The sequence below is a fragment of the Desulfovibrio sp. SGI.102 genome, assembly GCF_050314315.1.
Taxonomy (GTDB): Bacteria; Desulfobacterota; Desulfovibrionia; order Desulfovibrionales; family Desulfovibrionaceae; genus Desulfovibrio.
The window spans coordinates 1-18,370 of sequence record NZ_JBNPNC010000030.1 but is presented as its reverse complement, the minus strand read 5'-3'; the positions used below and the strand labels follow the sequence as shown (position 1 = coordinate 18,370).

Genomic DNA, 18,370 nt, shown 5'->3' with positions numbered 1-18,370 from the left:
TGCGTTATGTCCGGGCAGGCCTAGAAAAGGAACATGGTGGCCAGCCCGAGAAAGATGAAGAAGCCCGCGCCGTCTGTGATGGTGGTCAGGAAGATGCTGGAAGCCTGGGCCGGGTCGCGTCCCAGGGCCCGGAAGATGAGGGGGATGGAACCGCCGGCCACCGCGCCCAGCATCATGTCGCACAGCAGCGCACCAGCCATGACCATACCCACCAGCGGGTTGCCTGTGAAGCCCCAGGCGCCGCACAGCGCCAGCATGGCCATGAAAAGCCCCGTGACCAGGCCGATCTTGGCCTCGCGCAGCACGGCCATCCAGGCCTTTTTGGTCTCGAAGCGGTCCGTGGCCAGCTGCCGGATCATGACGGCCAGAGCCTGCTGGCCGGTGTTCCCGGCCTGGTTGGCCACCATGGGCATGAGCACGGCCAGGGCGGCCATCTGGGCGATGGAGCCCTCGAACATGTAGACCACCGATGCCGAAAGCGCCGAATTGACCATGTTCACCACCAGCCAGGGCAGGCGCTTGCGCACGCTTTCCTTCCAGGGGGTGTCCACGCTTTCTTCGGGGTCGGCGCCCACCATGCCCAGCATGTCGGCGCTGGCCTCTTCGTGCATGATGTCCATGATGTCGTCGTAGGTCACCACGCCCATGATGTGGCCTTCGTAGTCCACGACGGGCATGGCAAGATAATTGTAGTGCGACAGCAGATTGGCCACTTCGCCCTTGTCCATGTCATAGGGCACGGAGACCACGCTCTGGCCCGACACGGCATCGCCCACGATGGTCCCGGGACGCGCCAGCATCAGGTCGCGCAGCGAAAGCACCCCCACCAGTTTGTCGTTCTTGTCCACCACATAGGCGTAGTAGGGGCTTTCCTTGTCCTCCATCTCGCTGCGGATGTGAGTGATGGCCTCGTCGGCCGTCATGTTCTCTTCCAGCAGGATCAGCTCGGTGTTCATGACACCGGCCGCGGAGTCGGGGTCGAAGTTCAGCAGGTTGCGCAGCTCTTCGGAATCTTCGCGCGTCAGCTTGCCCAGCAGGACGTCGCGGTGTTCCTCGTCCAGCTCGTCCAGCACGTCGGCGGCGTCGTCGGGCTCCATCTCGGCGATGATCTGGGCGGCCACGTCGGCATCCAGGTTCTCCAGCACGTCTACGGCCACGCTGCCTTCCAGTTCGGCCAGGGCCTCGGCGGCGTCCTCCGTGGGCATGTGGCGCAGGGCGCAGACCTGCTTTTCCAGACTCAGGTTCTCCAGATGGTCGGCAAGGTCGGCGGGATGGACGAATTCCGCCTCGTCCCCCAGCTCGCGGCAGGCCTCGGGTATGCTTATGCCATGTCCTTCCGCCATCCCGTCGTCTTCGGGGATCGGGTTCGCCATCTGCGGCCGGTCGTCTGCGGTCTGGATCTTCTCTTGTTCACTCATGGCAATCAGCTCCCTCGTCTGTACGCGTGCCGGGCCTCTGCCTGCCCGACGGACTTCTCCCACAACACGGCGGTATCATACAGCATCTTGGTGACAAAAAGAATGCTTTTTTGCTGCGCTGTTGTGAAAAAGCTCTCAAACTTGACGCGCCCCAACGGGCCATTTATCACTATGTAATGCCGTGCTTATACGCAGGGCTTACCATGCACACCATAGACGGGACAAGAAGAATGTTCACACCCTGGAGCACGTTTTTTTCCGACGAAGGCCGACGCTATCTGCGTCGTTCCATAGAACTGGCCCTGGATGAGGACGGCCCCGACCTGACCGCCCAAGGCCTTTTTGCCGCTGACGCGCCCATGCATGCCGTCATCCGCGCCAAGGAAGACACCCACGTGGTGGGCCTGCCCGTCATCCACGAGGTCTTCGAGGTCATGGGCGCCGACCCGCACGTGGAGATGCTGGTGGAGGAGGCCTCCACCGTCCCGGCCATGACCGAGGTCGTCCGCATGGAGGGCCCGGCCATCGTCCTGCTCAAGGCCGAGCGGGTCATCCTCAATTTCATCACCCACCTTTCGGGCATCGCCAACCTCACGGCCCGCTATGTGCGCGAGCTGGAAGGCACCGGGGTCCGCCTGCTGGATACCCGCAAGACCACGCCCTGCCTGCGCTGGCCCGAAAAATACGCCGTCCAGGCCGGTGGCGGCTGCAACCACCGCAAGAACCTGGTGGAGATGCTCATGCTCAAGGACAACCACATCGATGCCGCCGGTTCCATCACCCGCGCCGTGGCCCGCCTGCGTGAGACCTACTCCCCCTGCCCGCCCATCGAAGTGGAGTGCCGCACCCTCGACCATGTGCGCGAAGCCGTGGCCGCCGGGGCCGACCGCATCATGATGGACAACATGGGCGCGCCCCTGCTGGGCCAGGCCCTGGAGCTGGTGCCCGCCCACATCGAGGCCGAAGTGAGCGGCGGCGTGACCCTGGAGACCATCCGCGGCATCGCCCTCACCGGTCCCCGCCATCCCGATTTCATTTCCGTGGGCCGCCTGACGCATTCCGCCGTGGCTGCCGACTTCAGCATGACCCTGGCCAACGCCTGATCATCCCCAACCCAAAGGAAACCATGTCTCGATTCTCCGACGCCATTACGGCCATCAAGCAAGGACTGGGCGACCGCCTGTGCATCATGGGGCACCATTACCAGCATGATGATGTGGTGCGGCATTGTGATGTGACCGGGGACTCCCTGGAACTGGCCCGCCGCATCGAAGGTATCGATGCCGAGCACATCGTGTTCTGCGGCGTGTACTTCATGGGCGAATCCGCGGCCCTGCTGGCCAAACCGGGCCAGAGCGTGCATATGCCCGCCTGGGACGCCAACTGCATGATGTCGCTCATGACGCCGGCCGGGCTCGCCCGTACCGTGCTGCTGCAGCTGCAGGCCACAGGCCGCAAGATCGTGCCCCTGGCCTATGTGAACACCACCCTGGCCCTCAAGGCCGTGGTGGGCGAATTCGGCGGGGCTGTCTGCACCTCGGCCAATGCCCGCACCATGCTGGCCTGGGCCCTGGAAGAAGCCGGGCCCGACGGCGCCGTGCTCTTCATGCCCGACAAGCACCTGGGCCGCAACACGGGCCTGCAGCTTGGCCTGGGCCCCGATGACTGGCACGTGCTGCGCCTGAGCGGCAAAAACGGCCTGGCCGAGAGCGAACGCCGGCCCGGCAGTGCCGCCGCCTGCCGCCGCCTGCTGCTCTGGCCGGGCTGCTGCGCCATCCACGGCCACCTGCGTCCCGAAAGCGTGCAGGCCGCCCGGGCCGCCTATCCCGGCTGCCGCGTGCTGGCCCATCCCGAATGCCGTCCCGAGCTCATCGGCCTGTGCGACGGCTCCGGCTCCACCTCCTACCTCATCAAGGAAGCGGAAAAGGCCGCCGGCGAAGACGGCACCCTGATCATCGGCACGGAGACCAACCTCGTCCACCGCCTGCGTGACCGCTTTGCCGGACGCTGCCGGATCGAGCCTCTGGCGCCCGCCATCTGCCCCGACATGGCCAAGGTCACCGAAGAAAACCTGCTGGCCTGCCTGCAAGGCGTCGCTGCCGGCACAGCCCCCATCATGACATTGCAGGACGAGCAGCTGGCGCCCGCCCGGGCATCCCTGACCCGCATGCTCCAGGTATGCGCGGCCCAACGCTAGCGCAAGAAACAAGGAGTCAAGATGAGCTCGACACGTCGTCACGTCACCATCCTGATCATCGGTTCCGGCATCGCCGGTTGTACTGCCGCCCTTACCCTGGCCGATGCCGGGCGTGACGTGCTGCTCATCAACGCCGGTCCCGACCTGGACGACGGCAACACCCCTCTGGCCCAGGGCGGCATCATCTACAAGGCCGCAGATACCCCCCGTGACGCCGAAGCCCGCGCCCTGGAGCACGACATCCTCGTGGCGGGCCACCGCTACAACAACAACCGCGCCGTGCGCTTCCTCTGCCGTCAGGGCCCCGACTGCGTGGACAATATGCTCATCGAGCGCGCCGGGGTCGATTTTGACCGCAACGAGGACGGCACCTACAACCTCACCCGCGAAGGCGGTCACGGTGCCCACCGCATCCTCCACAAGGCCGACTATTCCGGCCGCGCCCTCATGGACGGCCTGGCCGCCCAGGTGAAGATCCATCCGCGCATCACCTGCCTGCACAACCATTCGGCCATCGACCTGCTGACCACCCACCACCACGCCAAGAACTCCCAGTACCGCTACAGCGTCACCAACCGCTGCCTGGGCGCCTACGTGCTCAATGCCGAGACCGGCGAGCCCGAGACCATCCTGGCCGACTGGACCGTCCTGGCCACCGGCGGCGTGGGGCAGGTCTTCCTGCACTCCACCAACGCTCCCGGCTGTGTGGGGGCGGGCATCTCCATGGCCTTCCGCGCCGGTGTGGAACTGGCCAACCTGGAATTCATGCAGTTCCATCCCACGGCCCTGTATGAGGAACGCAGCTACCGCCGTCCGCTCATCACCGAGGCCATGCGCGGTGAGGGCGCCCGTCTGCTGGACGACCGCGGCGAGGCCTTCATGCTCCGCCACGACAAGCGCGGCGACCTGGCCCCCCGTGACGTGGTGGCCCAGGCCATGGTGGAAGAGATGCTGCGCCGGGGCGTGCCCTGCCTGTACCTTGATGTGAGCGGCGTCAAGCAGGATCTGCCCACGCGCTTCCCCACGGTCTTCAACCAGTGCCTTGAGATCGGCATCGACATCCGCAAGGAGCCCATCCCCGTGGTGCCCGCGGCCCACTACTTCTGCGGCGGCATCCTCACCGACACCTTCGGCCGTACGTCCATGCCCGGCCTGTACGCCATCGGTGAATGCGCCTGCACGGGCCTGCACGGCGCCAACCGTCTGGCCAGCACTTCCCTGCTGGAAGCCGCCGTCTGGGGCCAGAGCTGCGGCCAGCACCTGGCGCGCATCACGGCCTCCGGCCGCGAAGCCATCCCCCGCGCCCTGGCGGCCGCCATCCCCGACTGGCGCCACGAAGGCAACGAACACCACGACGACCCGGCCCTGGTGGCCCAGGACTGGGCCAACATCCGCAACACTATGTGGAACTACGTGGGCATCTCGCGCTCCAAGGCCCGCCTGCGCCGGGCTTTCGAAGACATGCGCGACCTGGTGCGCCATATCCACGACTTCTACAAGGGCACGCGTATCTCCAAGCCGCTGGTGGATCTTTTCCACGGCTCCCAGACGGCCTACGTCATCACCCAGGCCGCCATGCGCAACAAGAACAGCATCGGCTGCCACCATCGCGTGGACTAGCCTTTCCCCCTCCCAGCGACAACGCGCCGTGGTCTTCGGGCCACGGCGTTTTCCGTTTCCGCGTCCTCCAGGCTTTTTTTCTGTACAAGCAGCCGAAGCCCGGCTATTTTGAAAAAAGCCCCACCCTCAACAGGGGCCATCCATCCTTTTTTCCAAGGAACTACTGCCATGTCGAAAACAGCGAAAGGCCTGTCGGCCGCACTCATCATTTGTGTCCTCGCCGTCGTGGGGGGATTGTTCGCCTGCAAGCCTCTGGTGGAACAGGCCGTCCGGGATGCCCTGCGCAATGTCAATCCCGACGCCACCATCTGCAGTATCGATACGGTGGACATCAATCCCCTGAGCTTCACCCTGAAACTCGGCAACATCCGTATCTCCGACCAGCGCACGTACGACACGGTCCTGAAAGAAGCCACCATGACGCTCAGCCCCCGCTTCGTCCTGGCCTGCGTGCCCTTCCTGCGGGACAGCATCCTGCCCGCCGCAGGGGACGCGCCCCTGTTCTCCAGCGCCACAGGACGTGATCTTACCGAGAAATCTTTGATACCGGGAGAGCCCATGACCTGCACGGTGGAGGCCCTCACCTCCGGCCCTGTGGCCATGGACGCCGCTGTGCTCAAGCGTCTGCTGAACGGGCAGCAGGTGCCCGAGGGTGAATTCATGATCTCCATCATCGCGGAGAAGGTCACCTACGGGCCCGTCCACATCAGCAGCACGGCCCCCGAAACGCCGATGCAGATCTCCGTCGCCGCCGTCAGCATCGAAGGCGTGAACCGCCGTACCTGGAAGCGGATGACTATGGATGCCACCGAGGTCATCATCCGGTCCGAAGGCGCGTTCAAGATGGGCAAGCTGGAGATCCGCGACATCTTCCTGCCCGACGCTGACTGGTTCGGGCGTTTCCTCAGCCTAGTCCGCCGTGCCGACGATCTCTCCGTCGAGGCATTCGAACCCCAGCTCGAAGCCCTGATCCTGGAAGCCGCGCGGCCCCGGAAGGATGCCGCCGGCAAGCAGATGATGACCCGGCCCCTCTTCGGTCAGCTGGCCATCAGGGATGTCGACATTATCGAATCGCCCGGCAGGACGAACGAGAACCTGTTCCATGCCAGCGATATGCAGTTCGACTGGCTGGGGCTCGCCCCCCATCATTTCAAGAGCAGCCTGACCTGCGACTTTTCCACCAGGCCCTTCCGCGAGATGTTCGCCATCCCGGGCAAGGAGCGCATCGCCCTCAAGTGGCAGGACGATACCCTGGGAAAGACGGGCGCTGCCGGTAAGGACCTCCTGCGCCAGACGGGCCGCCTGAGCCTGGAAGGCCTGGCCGATCTGGACTATGCCTACGACTTCTTCAGTGAAGACCCGAGCATGATGGATGCCGCCGTCTCCGACCTGTCGCTGGATCTGCACGATCATGGTCTGACGGCTGTCCTGGCCTACAATATCGATCCCCGTCCCGAGGCCATGGAAGCCATGATGCCCCTGCTGGGCGCCTCTTTGAGCAGAGACCTCGGTGATCCCGCTGATGCGGAAGCCATCCAGACCTTCCTGGCCCGCCCCGGCAGCCTGTCCATCCGCAGCGAGGACCCGGCCCAGCTCATGCCCTGGATCCAGTTCCTCGATCCCGCCGCCCTGGGCCGCATGCTGGCGATCACGGCAACGCCCGGTGAAAAGTCCCTGCCGGAGCAGATGAAGGCCCTTATGGCCCGCTAGGCCCTCACCGGCCGCAGGGGCCCGCCGCTCCCTGGGCCCTGCCCTGACTGACAGGAACGCTCCCTTCGGGGAGCGTTCTTTTTTTCGTCACTGCAGCAGAAGGCGCAGGATCGTCCGGTGCCGGCAAGGCGCTCCCTCCCGCAGGGCTCGGGGGCATCATGGTGCTGGCGAAAAATCCATTTTTCAGCCATAGTCATCTGTGCGGCATCGGACAGGATGCCTCCTGCCCGCGCTGCCAAACTTTTTTGCCCATCGGGAGTTACCATGAAGACACTTTGGCTGAAAAAAGGGGAAGACCGCCGCATCCGTGCCGGCCACCTGTGGATTTTCAGCAACGAGATAGACAGCGCCAAAAGTCCCCTGCCCGACTTTGAGCCCGGCGAGAACGCCACCCTGCGCGACGCGCGCGGGGCCGTGCTGGGCAGCGTCTTCGTCAACCCGCATTCGCTCATCTGCGCCCGCCTCTACAGCCGCAAGGCCGACCTGCCCCTGGACGCGGACCTGCTGCGCCAGCGTCTGCAAAGCGCCCTGGGCCTGCGCCAGCGCCTCTACAACCAGCCCTGGTACCGCCTGTGCCACGGCGAGGGCGATCTGCTGCCCGGCCTGGTCATGGACCGTTTCGGCGACCACCTCACCGTGCAGGTCGGCACCTGGGGCATGGAAGCCCGCAAGGAAGAACTGCGCGAAGTGCTGGGCGAACTTTTGCAGCCCCGCTCCATCCTTTGGGACAATGATATCGCCGCCCGTTCGCTGGAAGGCCTGCCCCGCGAGAACGAGAGCGAGGGCCCGGTGCCCGACGTGCTGGAAGTGCCAGAAAACGGCTGCATCTTCCGGGCCCCCCTGCAGGGCGGCCAGAAGACCGGCTGGTTCTATGACCAGCGCCGCAACCGCCGCGAGGCCGCCCGCTACGCCGCAGGCGCCGACGTGCTGGACATCTTCTGCTACGCCGGCGGCTTCGGCGGGACGGCCGCCGCTGCCGGTGCCCGTTCCGTGACCTTCCTGGACGCCTCGCCGCAGGCCCTGGCCCTGGCCACGGAGAACGCGGCCCGCAACGCGCCCGAACTGGCCCGCACCAAGGCCATCGAAGGCCTGTGCGGCGATGCCTTCGAACGTCTGGCCGAGCTGGACGCCCAGGGCCGCCGCTTCTCGCTCATCTGCCTGGATCCGCCCGCCTTCATCAAGCGCCGCAAGGACTTTGCCCAAGGCCTGGCCGCCTACCGCAAGATCAATGCCCTGGCCATGCAGCTCTTGACGCCGGGCGGTGTCTTTGTAAGCTGTTCCTGTTCACACCACCTGCCCGCCGAGTCCCTGCGTTCCTGCGTGCAGCAGGCCGCCGCCCGCCGCAAGTGGCAGGCCCGCATCCTCTATGCGGGCGGACAGGGTGCGGACCATCCCGTGCATGCTGCCATGCCCGAGACAGCCTATCTCAAATGTTTCATCGCGCATCTGCTGCCGTAAGCGGCGCATAAAGGACGCATCATGCTCAACAAAAAACGCCTCCTGACCCCCGGCCCCACGCCCCTGCCCGAAGAAGTCCGCCTTGCTCTGGCCCAGGACATGATCCACCACCGCAAGGGCCAGTTCAAGGAAATCATGCAGCGCGTACAGGGCCACCTGCGCGAGCTTTTCGGCACCACGCAGCCCGTCCTGCCCCTGTCCTGCTCCGGTAGCGGCGCCATGACCGCCGCCGTCTACAACCTGTTCGCCCCCGGTGAGAAAGTGCTGGTGGCCGAAGCCGGCAAGTTCGGCGAGCGCTGGGTGGAGATCGCCCGCTCCCGCGGTCTGGAATGCACCGTGCTGTCCGCCCCCTGGGGACAGGCCGTCAAGGCCGGGGACGTGGCCGCCGCCCTGGACGCCGATCCCGACATCCGCGGCGTGCTGATCCAGATGTCCGAGACCTCCACCGGCGTGCTCCATCCCGTGCGCGAGGTGGCGGCCATCACCCGCACCCGCAACGTGCTCTGCGTGGTGGACGGCATCTCCGGTGTCAGCCTCTCTCCCTGCCCCATGGACCAGTGGGGCGTGGACTGCCTGGTCACCGGCTCCCAGAAAGGCCTGATGCTGCCCCCCGGCCTGGCCCTGCTGGCCCTTTCCGCCCGCGCCTGGGACAAGGCCGAAAAGACCGGTACCGGCTGCTTCTATTTCGACCTGTGCCGCGAACGCGACAACGTGCTCAAGAACCAGACCCGTTTCACCACGCCCGTGAACCTCATCGTGGGCCTGGACGTGAGCCTGAAGATGCTGCTGGCCGGCGGTCTGGATGCCGTCTACCGCAAGCAGTGGGCCCTGACCATGTTCACCCGTGCCGCCGTCAAGGCCATGGGCCTGGAACTGCTGGCGCCCGATGACTTCGCCTGGGGCATCACCAGCGTGCTGCTGCCCGAAGGCGTGGACGGCAATGAGGTCCTGCGCCTGGCTGCCGAAAAGCACGGCATCTACATGGCCGGCGGGCAGGACCAGCTCAAGGGCCGCATCGTGCGCATCGGCCACATGGGCTGGGTGGACTGGGCCGACGTGGCCGCGGGCCTCTACGCCCTGGAACGCAGCATCGTGGACGCCGGCGGCTACATCGGCGCGCGCAACTACCTCGAACAGGGCCTGGCCGTGTACCGTGCCGCCCTCGAAGTGACGCCCGGCACGCCCGTGAGCTGCCCCGCCGTCCGCTAGATCACAGCAGCGGCCGCTGCGGCGGCCGCACCGCTTTCGGGGCTGCCGGACGGCCCCCGGAGCGCATCAGCAGGAGAACAGCATGAGTCAGAACCAATGCGGCTGCGGCGGCAAGGGCCCCCTGCCGGAAGTGACCTTCTCCACCTTCGTCCTTTCCCTGGCGTCCGCCGCCCTCGTGCATCTGGGCGAGGTGGCCGACCCCGAGACCGGCCAGACCGGCCAGCAGCCGGAACTTGCCCGGCACAGCATCAGCATGCTGGAGATGCTGCATGAAAAGACCACCAAGGGGCTGGACGAACAGGAGCGCAAGATGCTGGAGAGCATCCTTTACGAATTGCGCATGAAATACGTCATCAAATGCGGCCCGGACAGCAAATAAAGGAGAGGGAGATGAAGATATTCAAAGTGGGTCTTGTGGGCGTCACCGGGTACACCGGCATGGAACTGGCCCGGCTGCTGGCCAGCCACCCCCGCATGAAACTGGAGATGGCCTGTTCCCGTACCGAATCCGGCCTGCGCCTGGGCGAGTTCTATCCCTTCCTCGAAGGCCTGCCCGGTTCTGACGTGGTCATCAGCATCTTCGATGCCAAGGAAGCCGCCCGCCGCTGCGACCTGGTCTTCCTGGCCGTGCCCCACGGCAAGGCCATGGAGATGGCCGGCGAACTGCTGGAGGCCGGGACCCGCGTCATCGACCTTTCCGCCGACTTCCGCCTGCGTGACGTCAATGTCTATGAAGACTGGTATGTGCCCCACACCCGCCGCGAGCTGCTGCCCGAGGCCGTCTACGGCCTGCCCGAGCTCTACGCCGCCGAGACCGCCAAGGCCCGCCTGGTGGCCAACCCCGGCTGCTATCCCTCGTCGGCCATCCTGGGCCTGTACGCCGCCTTCAAGCATGGCCTGATCTCGCCGGACAACATCGTCATCGACTCCAAGTCCGGTACCTCCGGCGCGGGCCGCAAGCCCGTGGTGCCCTCCCTGTTCTGCGAAGTCTACGACACCTTCCGCGCCTACGGTCTGGGCAAGCACCGCCATACCCCCGAGATCGAGCAGGAATACAGCCGCGCCGCCGGTTGCGACGTGCGCGTCTCCTTCAACCCGCATCTGGTGCCCATGGTGCGCGGCATCCTGTCCACCATCTACACCACCCTGCGCAAGCCCGGCACCACCCTGGACGAAGTCCACGCCGCCTACTGCGAGACCTGGGCCCAGAGCCCCTGGGTCCGCGTGCTGCCCAAGGGCAAGCTGCCCGAGACCCGCTTCGTGCGCGGCAGCATGTTCTGCGACCTCGGCCTGGTGGTGGACCCGCGTACCAACCGCCTCATCGTGGTCTCGGCCATCGACAACCTCTGCCGCGGCGCCTCCGGCCAGGCCCTGGCCAATGCCAACCTCATGTGCGGCCTGCCCGTGGACTGCGGCCTCAACGCCGCGCCCATGCTGCCCTAGCCGAGGCCTGCCATGTCCCTGAGCTCTCCCTATCAGGACCCCGCGCTCTGCCGCGCCCTGCTGGACCGCCTGCAAACGGCCCTGGACGGCCGCGAGCTGCGCTTCATGGAAGTCTGCGGCACGCACACCGTGTCCATCTTCCAGAGCGGCCTGCGTTCCCTGCTGCCCAAGGAAGTCACGCACCTGTCCGGGCCGGGCTGCCCCGTCTGCGTCACCCACGACGCCGAAGTGGCCGCCTTCCTCGATCTGGCCGGTCGTGACGGCGTCATCATCGCCACCTTCGGCGACCTGCTGCGCGTGCCCGGCCCCGGCGGCCGCAGCCTCAAGCACGCCCAGGCCCAGGGGGCCCGCATCGAGATCGTCTACTCTCCGCTGGACGCCCTGAACATCGCCGCCGCCAACCCCGGTGACACCGTGGTCTTCCTGGGCATCGGCTTCGAGACCACCGCGCCCACCGTGGCCGCCACCCTCATGATGGCCGAGCAGCGCAAGCTGGACAATTTCTGCGTGCTTTCCCTGCACAAGCTGGTGCCGCCCGTGCTGCGCGCCCTGCTGGACGACAAGGACGGCTGCGGTGTCCAGGCCTTTTTGCTGCCGGGGCACGTCTCCACCATCCTCGGTCTGGAGCCCTACGGCTTCCTGGCCTCGGAATACCGCGTCCCCGCCGTGGTGGGCGGCTTCGAGCCCGTGGACATCCTGCAGGCCCTCTGCATCATGGCCGAACAACGCCGCGATGACGCCCCGGCCGTGGTCAATGCCTACCAGCGCGCCGTCAGCGACCAGGGCAATCCCCGCGCCCGCGCCCTGCTGGAGACCTACTTCATGCCGTCCGACGCCCTGTGGCGCGGCCTGGGCCCCATCCCGAACAGCGGTCTGGCCCTGCGGCCCGCCTATGAGCGCTTCGATGCCATGAAGCGCCTCGACATCACCCTGCCGGACGTGCCGCCCCTGCCGGGCTGCCGCTGCGGGCAGGTGCTCAAGGGACGCATCACGCCGCCGCAATGCCCCCTGTTCGGCAAGGCCTGTACCCCGGCCAGCCCCGTGGGACCCTGCATGGTCTCCACCGAAGGCAGCTGCGCGGCCTACTTCAAGTATATGACATAGGAGCGGGATCTCTCCGGTTGCCCATGCCGCGCACATCCTGAACGCCGGCATGGACAGCCGCAGCATCCTACGGGGAAGGGGCACCTTCCCCGTTTTCTCCGGCCCGCGCCGCAGCGACGCCCGGCCGTAACCCCAAGACTCCCGGGATCATCATGGACGATCGCATTCTGCTGGATGCAGGCAGCGGCGGACGCGCCTCGCAACGGCTCATCTCCCAGTGCTTCATGCGCCATTTCTCCAACCCCCTGCTAGACCGCATGGACGACGCCGCCCTGCTGGACATCAAGGGCCCGCTGGCCATGAGCACGGACTCCTACACCGTCACGCCCCTCTTTTTCGCCGGGGGCAGCATCGGCACCCTGGCCGTGCACGGCACGGTCAACGACGTGGCCATGCTGGGCGCCCGGCCCCGCTACCTGAGCTGCGCCTGCATCATCGAGGAAGGTCTGGAGCTCTCCATCCTCGACCGCGTGGTGGCCGACATGGCCGCGGCCGCGCAGACCGCCGGCGTGCACATCGTCACCGGTGACACCAAGGTGGTGCCGCGCGGCATGTGCGACAAGATCTTCATCAACACCACCGGCGTGGGCGAGATCTTCGCCTCCCCCGTGCCCTCCGGCCATGCCGCCCGTCCCGGCGACGCCGTGCTGGTCAGCGGCGCTCTGGGCGATCACGGCCTCACCGTCATGGGCAGCCGCGAAGGCCTGTCCTTCCTCACCGACGTGGCCTCGGACTCCGCGCCCCTCAACCACATGATCGCCGACATCATCACCGCCTGCGGCGAGGTCCACGTCCTGCGCGACCCCACCCGCGGCGGTCTGGCCACCACCCTCAACGAGATCGCCGAACAGTCTTCCGTCTGCATCGACATCGAAGAAAGCCTGCTGCCCGTGCACGAGAGCGTGCGCAACGGCTGTTCCTTCCTCGGTCTCGATCCGCTCTATCTGGCCAATGAGGGCAAGTGCATCTGTATCCTGCCCCAGGACAGGGCCGAAGCCGCCCTGCGCGCCATGCAGGCCAGCCCCTACGGTAAGGAAGCCGCCATCATCGGCCGCGTGGCCGAGGACGGCAAGCCCGGCCAGGTGCGCCTGCGTACCCGCATCGGCGGCCAGCGCCTGCTGGGCATGCTCGAAGGCGCCCAGCTGCCGCGCATCTGTTAGGCAAACTATTGGGAGGAGAAGAAAGCAGGATGCGGGGGAAGGAAACCTTTTGTGAACAAAAGGTTCTCCCTCCCCCGTACCCCCTCCCTTCCAAAAAACTTTGCTCCGGTCCGGATGGCCGGTCCCCGTCGCTGACCAACGGGAAGGGACTTCGTGCCCGTACCGGGAGAGGTCTCCGGCTGAAGGCCGTATGGTCGTTGGGGACAGATGACGAAAAAAGGACGCCAGAGGGCGTCCTTTTTTTGTGTGCATGGGGCTGGGAGAGGTTATTTTTTACGGCTCAAGATCAGGGACATGTACGGTGGGGTCCCCTCTTCGGCAGCCACCGTGGTCACGGGAGCCAGACGCTCTTCGGGCTGCTCCACATGGCTGGCCATAAGGCCGCTCTCAAGGCGCCCGCTACGGCGCAAGGATGACACGATGGCCGGGAAGTTGCGATAAGCCTTGAGGATGACGGCGGAGTCGGCCTGCTCCAGCGTTTGGGTCAGGCTCTCTTCGTCACGGATACCGGGGATGATGCACAGGGTCTCGTGGCTCTCGCACAAAATGGTGCGGGTACGCGCGGCCGCCGCCTGGAACGACGTGATGCCCGGTATGATCTCCACCGGCAACGAATCATCCAGTTGCCGGAGCGTTTTCAGCAGATAGCCGAACGTGCTGTAGACCAGGGGGTCGCCGATGGTCAGGAAGGCCGCGTTCTCGCCGCCGCGCAGCACGTCGCGCGTGATGCCCGCCGCCTTTTCCCAGGCCGCGCGCAAGGTGGCCTTGTCGTGCGTCATGGGGAATTCCAGCCGCTGCAGGCGCACGTCCGGGCGCAGATGGGGACGGGCCGTTTCCAGCGCCCGTGAATAGTCGTTGCGCGGCGAGGCCGCCGCCAGGATCACGTCCACCCGGCGCAGGGCCTCCACGGCACGCAGGGTCAGCAGATCGGGAGCGCCGGGGCCCACGCCCACAGCGTACAGGGTTCCTGTCATGGTCATCTCGTATCGTTGCGGGCTCATGCCCGGTTACAGACTGTTTCTTTCATCTCTCCACAAGGACAAACGGGGCCGGCCGCCATTGCATGAGAGCATGGCAACGCTCCATCGTTTCTCCCTTCAAAGGCGGCATACCGTCCGGCAAAAAAATGCCTGTCCGTGATACAGCCCCTCAAAAATCCGGCCCGCCTCGCTCCCCAGAATCCAGCTGTCTGGTCCCAGAAGGCTTGCCGCCGTCCTGGATTTCTCCCCGGAGACTGAGATACATCGCCCTCCATCCCCTTCTCCTGGAGACCGCCCCTCCGCCTTTTTGCCTCTCCTCGCGGAGAGCAGCGTTTGCTGTCCTGAGACCGCAGCCCCGATCAGCCCCTGCCCTCTCCTCACGGAGACCGACGGCACGGCAACGCCCGGCGCACCCCCGTTGCCTTCCACAGACCAGAAAAAAGAGCTTTTGGAGGATGGGGGGAGTTTGAGGGGGGAAGGCCCCTTTGAGCTCTGGCCAAAGGGGCCTTCCCCCCTCAACAAAATACCCGGCTCACTCCCCGCTGCCCTGCTCCTCGCCATGCAGCCAGCGGGCCAGCCGTTCGGCGGCCTCCACGGAACGGGGACCGGGACGGGCGAACAGATGCTCGTCTACCAGCAGCACGCGCCCGGAGCGCACGGCACTGAGGCCCCGGTAATGCGGACGCTCCGCCGGAGCCTGCGGCGCGGGGTTCATGGGCCCCTGTTGCAGGATGTAGGCTTCCGGGTCCAGCGCCACCAGCATCTCTTCGTTGCAACGCACCAGCTTTTGCGGCGCGTCCAGCACATTGCGGCCACCGGCATGGCGGATGATCTCGTCCACGATGCTGGCGCGTCCGGCAGCCAGCAGGTTGGGATAGCGCACCTCATAGAACACGCGCACAGGCGGCTGCCCCGCATAGCGCTGCTCCAGGACCGCCAGACGCCGCTGCCAGTCCGCCACCAGGGCTTCGGCGCGCGTCTCGCGTCCGGTGAGCCGCCCCAGAGCGCGGGTCACGGCAAAAAGCTGTTCAAAGGACTGCATCTCGTAGACCAGCACCGGGATGCCCACGGCTTCCAGGGCCTCGGTCTGGGTCAGCACTTCCTGCCGCCCGGCCAGTTGCAGCACCACATCAGGCTGCCGGGCCGCCACCAGCTCCGCATTGGGACGCATGTGCGTACCCACGGCAGGCAGGTCTTGCAGGCCGGGGATGGCCGCATCGGCCGCCGTGCGGGCCACGAGGGTCTCGCGGGCGTCCAGCGCCAGCAGTATCTCGTTGAACGCGCCGTACAGGGCGATGATCCGCTGTGCGGGCCGTTCCAGGCGCACGGTCACGCCCCGGCTGTCCACCAGCTCCAGTGCCCGGGCAGGCAGTACGGAGCAGCAGAACAGGCAGAGGCAGAGCCCCAGCCACAGGCCAGGACGAAAGCCCCAAGCGGCAATGCGCTGCCCCAGACGACAAAGATCAGGCTTCATGCGGAGAGTCCTCCCGGTATTCAGGGCCACGAGGCCGCAGGGGCAGGGCCTGGGGCAGACCGTTGCGGGGATGCGGGACGATATGCAAGTCCACGGCATAGAGAGCGCGCAGGTTCTCCGCCGTGAAGCAGCGGCGCACCGGGCCGTCGAACAACACACGGCCCTCGCGCAGGCCCAGCAGGCGGGTGGCATACTGGGCCGCCAGATTGCAGTCATGCATCACCAGTAGCAGCGCGGCACCTGCCCGGCGACGGCGCTCCAAGAGGTCGAAAAGTTCCAGCATCCGGGCCAGATCCAGGCCGGCGGCCAGCTCGTCCAGCAGCAGCACGGGGCTTTGCTGGGCCAGCGTCCGGGCCAGGGCCACACGCTGCAATTCACCGCCGGAAAGCTCGCTCACCTGCCGCCCGGCCAGCGGCAAGGCACCGGTCTCCTCCAGGGCCTCGTGGGCGATGCGCCGGTCTTCGGCGCTGTAGCTGCCCCACCAGCCCAGCCAGGGATAGCGGCCCAACAGGACCATCTGCAGGGCGGTCATGCCCTGCGGTGCAGCACTGCGCTGGGAAAGTACGGCCACCCGGCGGGCCCGCTCCCGGGGGGAAAGACGGCGGATGTCCGCGCCTTGTACCTGCACCATGCCCGCCGTCGGCATCAGGCTGCCCGCCAGAACCCGCAGCAGCGTGGTCTTGCCGCTGCCGTTGGGCCCCAGCAGGGCCACGGCCTCTCCGGGATGGAGGTCGATGTCCACGCCGTGCAATATCTCGTCCGTGCCGTAGGCCGCCCGGATGCCTTCTGCCCGCAGCATCAGCGCCTCCGCACCAGAAAAGCGAAAAAGGGACCGCCCAGCAGGGCCGTCACCACGCCCACGGGCAATTCCTGCCCACCGGAAAGCACACAGCGGGCCAGCACGTCCGCCCAGACCAGAAGGATGCCGCCGCCTAGGAACGCGCCGTACAGCAAGGGGCCATGCGCGCTGCCCAGCAGCATGCGCAGGACATGCGGCACCACCAGGCCCACGAAGCCGATGACCCCGGCCACGGCCACGCAACCGGCCGTCATGCAGCTGGCGCCGGCCAGCAGCCAGAAGCGTGTGCGGCCCACGGCAAGGCCCAGATGCGCGGCCTGTTCATCGCCAAGGGCCAGCATATCCAGCTTGCGCCAGCCCGGCAGCACCACCAGCAGCCCCGGCAGCAAGGTGGCCAGCAGGAGCGGAACGCTGTCCCAGCCACGGCCTTGCAGGCTGCCCATGATCCAAAAAACGATGCTGGTGACGGATTCTTCGTTGAGGGCTTTGACCAGGGCCACCACGGCACCCAGAAAGGCCGCCACGGCGATACCAGCCAGGATGACCGTCTCGCGCCTAAAGCTCCCCTGCCCGCTGCCCAGCCAGAGCGCGCCGCCCAGGGCCAGCAGAGAGCCCAGCAGGGCCGCCAGGGAGACCGTGGCCGCCGCGGAAAGGCCTACGGCAAGGCCTCCGGCCCAGATGCCCAGGTTACCGCCCAGTGCGATGGCCATGCTGGCGCCGCAGGCAGCTCCGGCGGAGATGCCCAGGGTGAAGGGGTCCGCCAGCGGATTGCGCAGCACGCCCTGCAGGGCCACACCGGCCACGGCCAGCGCACCGCCGCACAGCAGGCCCAGCAGCACGCGGGCCAGACGGATCTGTCCCACCACCAGCTGCACGCTGCCGTCCGCCGGGGGGCACAGACCCACCACGGCCCCCAGCGCCTGCCAGACATCGGCCACAGCCACAGGCACGGGCCCGGGCAGACAGGCCAGCGGCAACGAAGCACACCAGAGGATGGCCAGCAGCACGCAGCAGCACCAGCGGCGCGCGCTCCGGGCATCCTTGGCAGTGGGGGTGTTCTCCGGCATGGTCCGTCCTGTCATGGCCATCAGTAGCCGGGCACACTGGCCCGGAAACAAAAAAAGCCCCTTCCACCAATGGAAGAGGCCCGTATTCCCTTGCTCCCCTCGGCAAGACCCGTGCCGATACCGGTCGCGGCCAGCGGCCACGGTCCACGGCAGGTATTCCGGCTCGGCCCCCGGCTTCCGGCCTTCCCGTTGCCAGTGGCACATGAAGGAAGCTGGTATGCGGGCCTTACGGCGGCGGGTCCGCTCCCGATTCTCACGGGATTCCCTTTTGACGCCGGCAGGTTCCGGCGACCATGGACGCGCTACTCTAGGCAGGGAGCTGCGGCTTGTCAACGTGTGACGGAAAGAGGGAGATGCGGCAGACAGGCCTAGTAAAGACCGCTTGTGGCTGCTGCCGATGTCCTCAGCTTCGCGACAGGCGCTTCCCGCAGGGCCGGGACGATACCCGGCAGTACAGCGCGGACGGTGGTCTTGCCTGGCGGGCTGTGGCCAAATCCCGTGCCGCAGCGGCTCCCCGCGCTAAAAAAGTCTTTTCCTCAACACGCAGCATCACGGCAACCGGGACTGTGGGCGCCCGTCGTCCCCGGCACACAAAAAAGACAGGCCAAAGGCTGCCCTTGCCATCTCGCGCTACAGTCTCGCAGGGGCAGTGTGCTCTCCCCGACGGCTCTCATGCCGGAGAATAAAGACGGCACGAAAAGACCATGCCCTTCACACCCTGCATTTTACTA

At 66.5% G+C, this 18,370-nt stretch carries 15 protein-coding genes and 1 riboswitch; of the genes, 10 read left to right on the top strand and 5 right to left on the bottom strand.

Annotated features, from left to right (window positions below; all coding sequences use genetic code 11):
• Positions 1 to 20: 20 nt before the first annotated feature.
• Entirely contained in the window at positions 21 to 1,343 is a 1,323-nt protein-coding gene (mgtE, locus tag ACQRCJ_RS07905) for a magnesium transporter (protein ID WP_239463818.1), read from the bottom strand.
• A gap of 305 nt (positions 1,344 to 1,648) precedes the next feature.
• On the opposite strand from mgtE, the gene nadC reads away from it, so the two are divergent.
• The 10 genes from nadC (at position 1,649) to hypE (ending at position 13,319) form a co-directional block, all read left to right on the top strand.
• A complete protein-coding gene (gene nadC / locus ACQRCJ_RS07900) occupies positions 1,649 to 2,521 on the top strand; it encodes a carboxylating nicotinate-nucleotide diphosphorylase (protein WP_168934833.1) in 873 nt (290 codons plus the stop codon).
• Positions 2,522 to 2,544: 23 nt separating this feature from the next.
• Positions 2,545 to 3,615 carry a quinolinate synthase NadA gene (gene nadA / locus ACQRCJ_RS07895; RefSeq protein ID WP_427799597.1) on the top strand — a complete coding sequence of 357 codons (1,071 nt, stop codon included), beginning with the start codon at positions 2,545 to 2,547 and terminating at the stop codon, positions 3,613 to 3,615.
• Between the two features lie 21 nt (positions 3,616 to 3,636).
• Positions 3,637 to 5,235 (top strand): L-aspartate oxidase, encoded by a 1,599-nt coding sequence (nadB, locus tag ACQRCJ_RS07890; protein ID WP_168934831.1) that lies wholly within the window; start codon positions 3,637 to 3,639, stop codon positions 5,233 to 5,235.
• Positions 5,236 to 5,403: 168 nt separating this feature from the next.
• The gene (locus ACQRCJ_RS07885; protein ID WP_303955858.1) at positions 5,404 to 6,945 is read left to right on the top strand and encodes a hypothetical protein; all 1,542 of its coding nucleotides are present in this window, start codon (positions 5,404 to 5,406) and stop codon (positions 6,943 to 6,945) included.
• A gap of 264 nt (positions 6,946 to 7,209) precedes the next feature.
• The gene (locus tag ACQRCJ_RS07880) at positions 7,210 to 8,403 is read left to right on the top strand and encodes a class I SAM-dependent rRNA methyltransferase (RefSeq protein ID WP_168934829.1); all 1,194 of its coding nucleotides are present in this window, start codon (positions 7,210 to 7,212) and stop codon (positions 8,401 to 8,403) included.
• 21 nt (positions 8,404 to 8,424) lie between these two features.
• Positions 8,425 to 9,612 (top strand): pyridoxal-phosphate-dependent aminotransferase family protein, encoded by a 1,188-nt coding sequence (locus tag ACQRCJ_RS07875; protein WP_168934828.1) that lies wholly within the window; start codon positions 8,425 to 8,427, stop codon positions 9,610 to 9,612.
• 82 nt (positions 9,613 to 9,694) lie between these two features.
• Positions 9,695 to 9,991, top strand: a complete 297-nt coding sequence (locus ACQRCJ_RS07870; protein ID WP_204625325.1) for a DUF1844 domain-containing protein — start codon at positions 9,695 to 9,697, stop codon at positions 9,989 to 9,991.
• Positions 9,992 to 10,002: 11 nt separating this feature from the next.
• Positions 10,003 to 11,055 carry an N-acetyl-gamma-glutamyl-phosphate reductase gene (argC, locus tag ACQRCJ_RS07865; protein WP_168934827.1) on the top strand — a complete coding sequence of 351 codons (1,053 nt, stop codon included), beginning with the start codon at positions 10,003 to 10,005 and terminating at the stop codon, positions 11,053 to 11,055.
• Between the two features lie 12 nt (positions 11,056 to 11,067).
• Complete coding sequence (gene hypD, locus ACQRCJ_RS07860; RefSeq protein ID WP_204625326.1) at positions 11,068 to 12,159, top strand: hydrogenase formation protein HypD; 1,092 nt, start codon at positions 11,068 to 11,070, stop codon at positions 12,157 to 12,159.
• A 152-nt stretch (positions 12,160 to 12,311) separates the two neighbouring features.
• Positions 12,312 to 13,319, top strand: coding sequence for a hydrogenase expression/formation protein HypE (gene hypE, locus ACQRCJ_RS07855; RefSeq protein WP_168934825.1), 1,008 nt, complete (start codon positions 12,312 to 12,314; stop codon positions 13,317 to 13,319).
• Positions 13,320 to 13,585: 266 nt separating this feature from the next.
• Here the strand turns inward: hypE and cobI are convergent, their stop codons facing one another.
• From cobI to ACQRCJ_RS07835, 4 genes are all read right to left on the bottom strand, one after another.
• Positions 13,586 to 14,293, bottom strand: coding sequence for a precorrin-2 C(20)-methyltransferase (cobI, locus tag ACQRCJ_RS07850; RefSeq protein ID WP_168934824.1), 708 nt, complete (start codon positions 14,291 to 14,293; stop codon positions 13,586 to 13,588).
• A gap of 538 nt (positions 14,294 to 14,831) precedes the next feature.
• On the bottom strand, positions 14,832 to 15,773 hold the full coding sequence (locus tag ACQRCJ_RS07845; protein ID WP_427799596.1) for an ABC transporter substrate-binding protein: 942 nt from the start codon (positions 15,771 to 15,773) through the stop codon (positions 14,832 to 14,834).
• Positions 15,763 to 16,572: an ABC transporter ATP-binding protein gene (locus ACQRCJ_RS07840; protein ID WP_289616875.1), complete on the bottom strand. Its 810-nt coding sequence runs from the start codon at positions 16,570 to 16,572 to the stop codon at positions 15,763 to 15,765. The genes ACQRCJ_RS07845 and ACQRCJ_RS07840 overlap by 11 nt, the downstream gene beginning before the upstream one ends.
• Positions 16,572 to 17,639, bottom strand: a complete 1,068-nt coding sequence (locus tag ACQRCJ_RS07835; RefSeq protein WP_427799595.1) for a FecCD family ABC transporter permease — start codon at positions 17,637 to 17,639, stop codon at positions 16,572 to 16,574. The genes ACQRCJ_RS07840 and ACQRCJ_RS07835 overlap by 1 nt, the downstream gene beginning before the upstream one ends.
• A gap of 131 nt (positions 17,640 to 17,770) precedes the next feature.
• Positions 17,771 to 17,949, bottom strand: a riboswitch (cobalamin riboswitch).
• Positions 17,950 to 18,370: the final 421 nt, after the last annotated feature.

What these genes read in the sequence shown, in the direction of transcription:
- mgtE (WP_239463818.1), bottom strand. Translation starts at nt 1,343, where the DNA reads ATGGCGGAAGGACATGGCATAAGCATACCCGAGGCCTGCCGCGAGCTG.
- nadC (WP_168934833.1), top strand. Translation starts at nt 1,649, where the DNA reads ATGTTCACACCCTGGAGCACGTTTTTTTCCGACGAAGGCCGACGCTAT.
- nadA (WP_427799597.1), top strand. Translation starts at nt 2,545, where the DNA reads ATGTCTCGATTCTCCGACGCCATTACGGCCATCAAGCAAGGACTGGGC.
- nadB (WP_168934831.1), top strand. Translation starts at nt 3,637, where the DNA reads ATGAGCTCGACACGTCGTCACGTCACCATCCTGATCATCGGTTCCGGC.
- ACQRCJ_RS07885 (WP_303955858.1), top strand. Translation starts at nt 5,404, where the DNA reads ATGTCGAAAACAGCGAAAGGCCTGTCGGCCGCACTCATCATTTGTGTC.
- ACQRCJ_RS07880 (WP_168934829.1), top strand. Translation starts at nt 7,210, where the DNA reads ATGAAGACACTTTGGCTGAAAAAAGGGGAAGACCGCCGCATCCGTGCC.
- ACQRCJ_RS07875 (WP_168934828.1), top strand. Translation starts at nt 8,425, where the DNA reads ATGCTCAACAAAAAACGCCTCCTGACCCCCGGCCCCACGCCCCTGCCC.
- ACQRCJ_RS07870 (WP_204625325.1), top strand. Translation starts at nt 9,695, where the DNA reads ATGAGTCAGAACCAATGCGGCTGCGGCGGCAAGGGCCCCCTGCCGGAA.
- argC (WP_168934827.1), top strand. Translation starts at nt 10,003, where the DNA reads ATGAAGATATTCAAAGTGGGTCTTGTGGGCGTCACCGGGTACACCGGC.
- hypD (WP_204625326.1), top strand. Translation starts at nt 11,068, where the DNA reads ATGTCCCTGAGCTCTCCCTATCAGGACCCCGCGCTCTGCCGCGCCCTG.
- hypE (WP_168934825.1), top strand. Translation starts at nt 12,312, where the DNA reads ATGGACGATCGCATTCTGCTGGATGCAGGCAGCGGCGGACGCGCCTCG.
- cobI (WP_168934824.1), bottom strand. Translation starts at nt 14,293, where the DNA reads ATGACAGGAACCCTGTACGCTGTGGGCGTGGGCCCCGGCGCTCCCGAT.
- ACQRCJ_RS07845 (WP_427799596.1), bottom strand. Translation starts at nt 15,773, where the DNA reads ATGAAGCCTGATCTTTGTCGTCTGGGGCAGCGCATTGCCGCTTGGGGC.
- ACQRCJ_RS07840 (WP_289616875.1), bottom strand. Translation starts at nt 16,572, where the DNA reads ATGCTGCGGGCAGAAGGCATCCGGGCGGCCTACGGCACGGACGAGATA.
- ACQRCJ_RS07835 (WP_427799595.1), bottom strand. Translation starts at nt 17,639, where the DNA reads ATGCCGGAGAACACCCCCACTGCCAAGGATGCCCGGAGCGCGCGCCGC.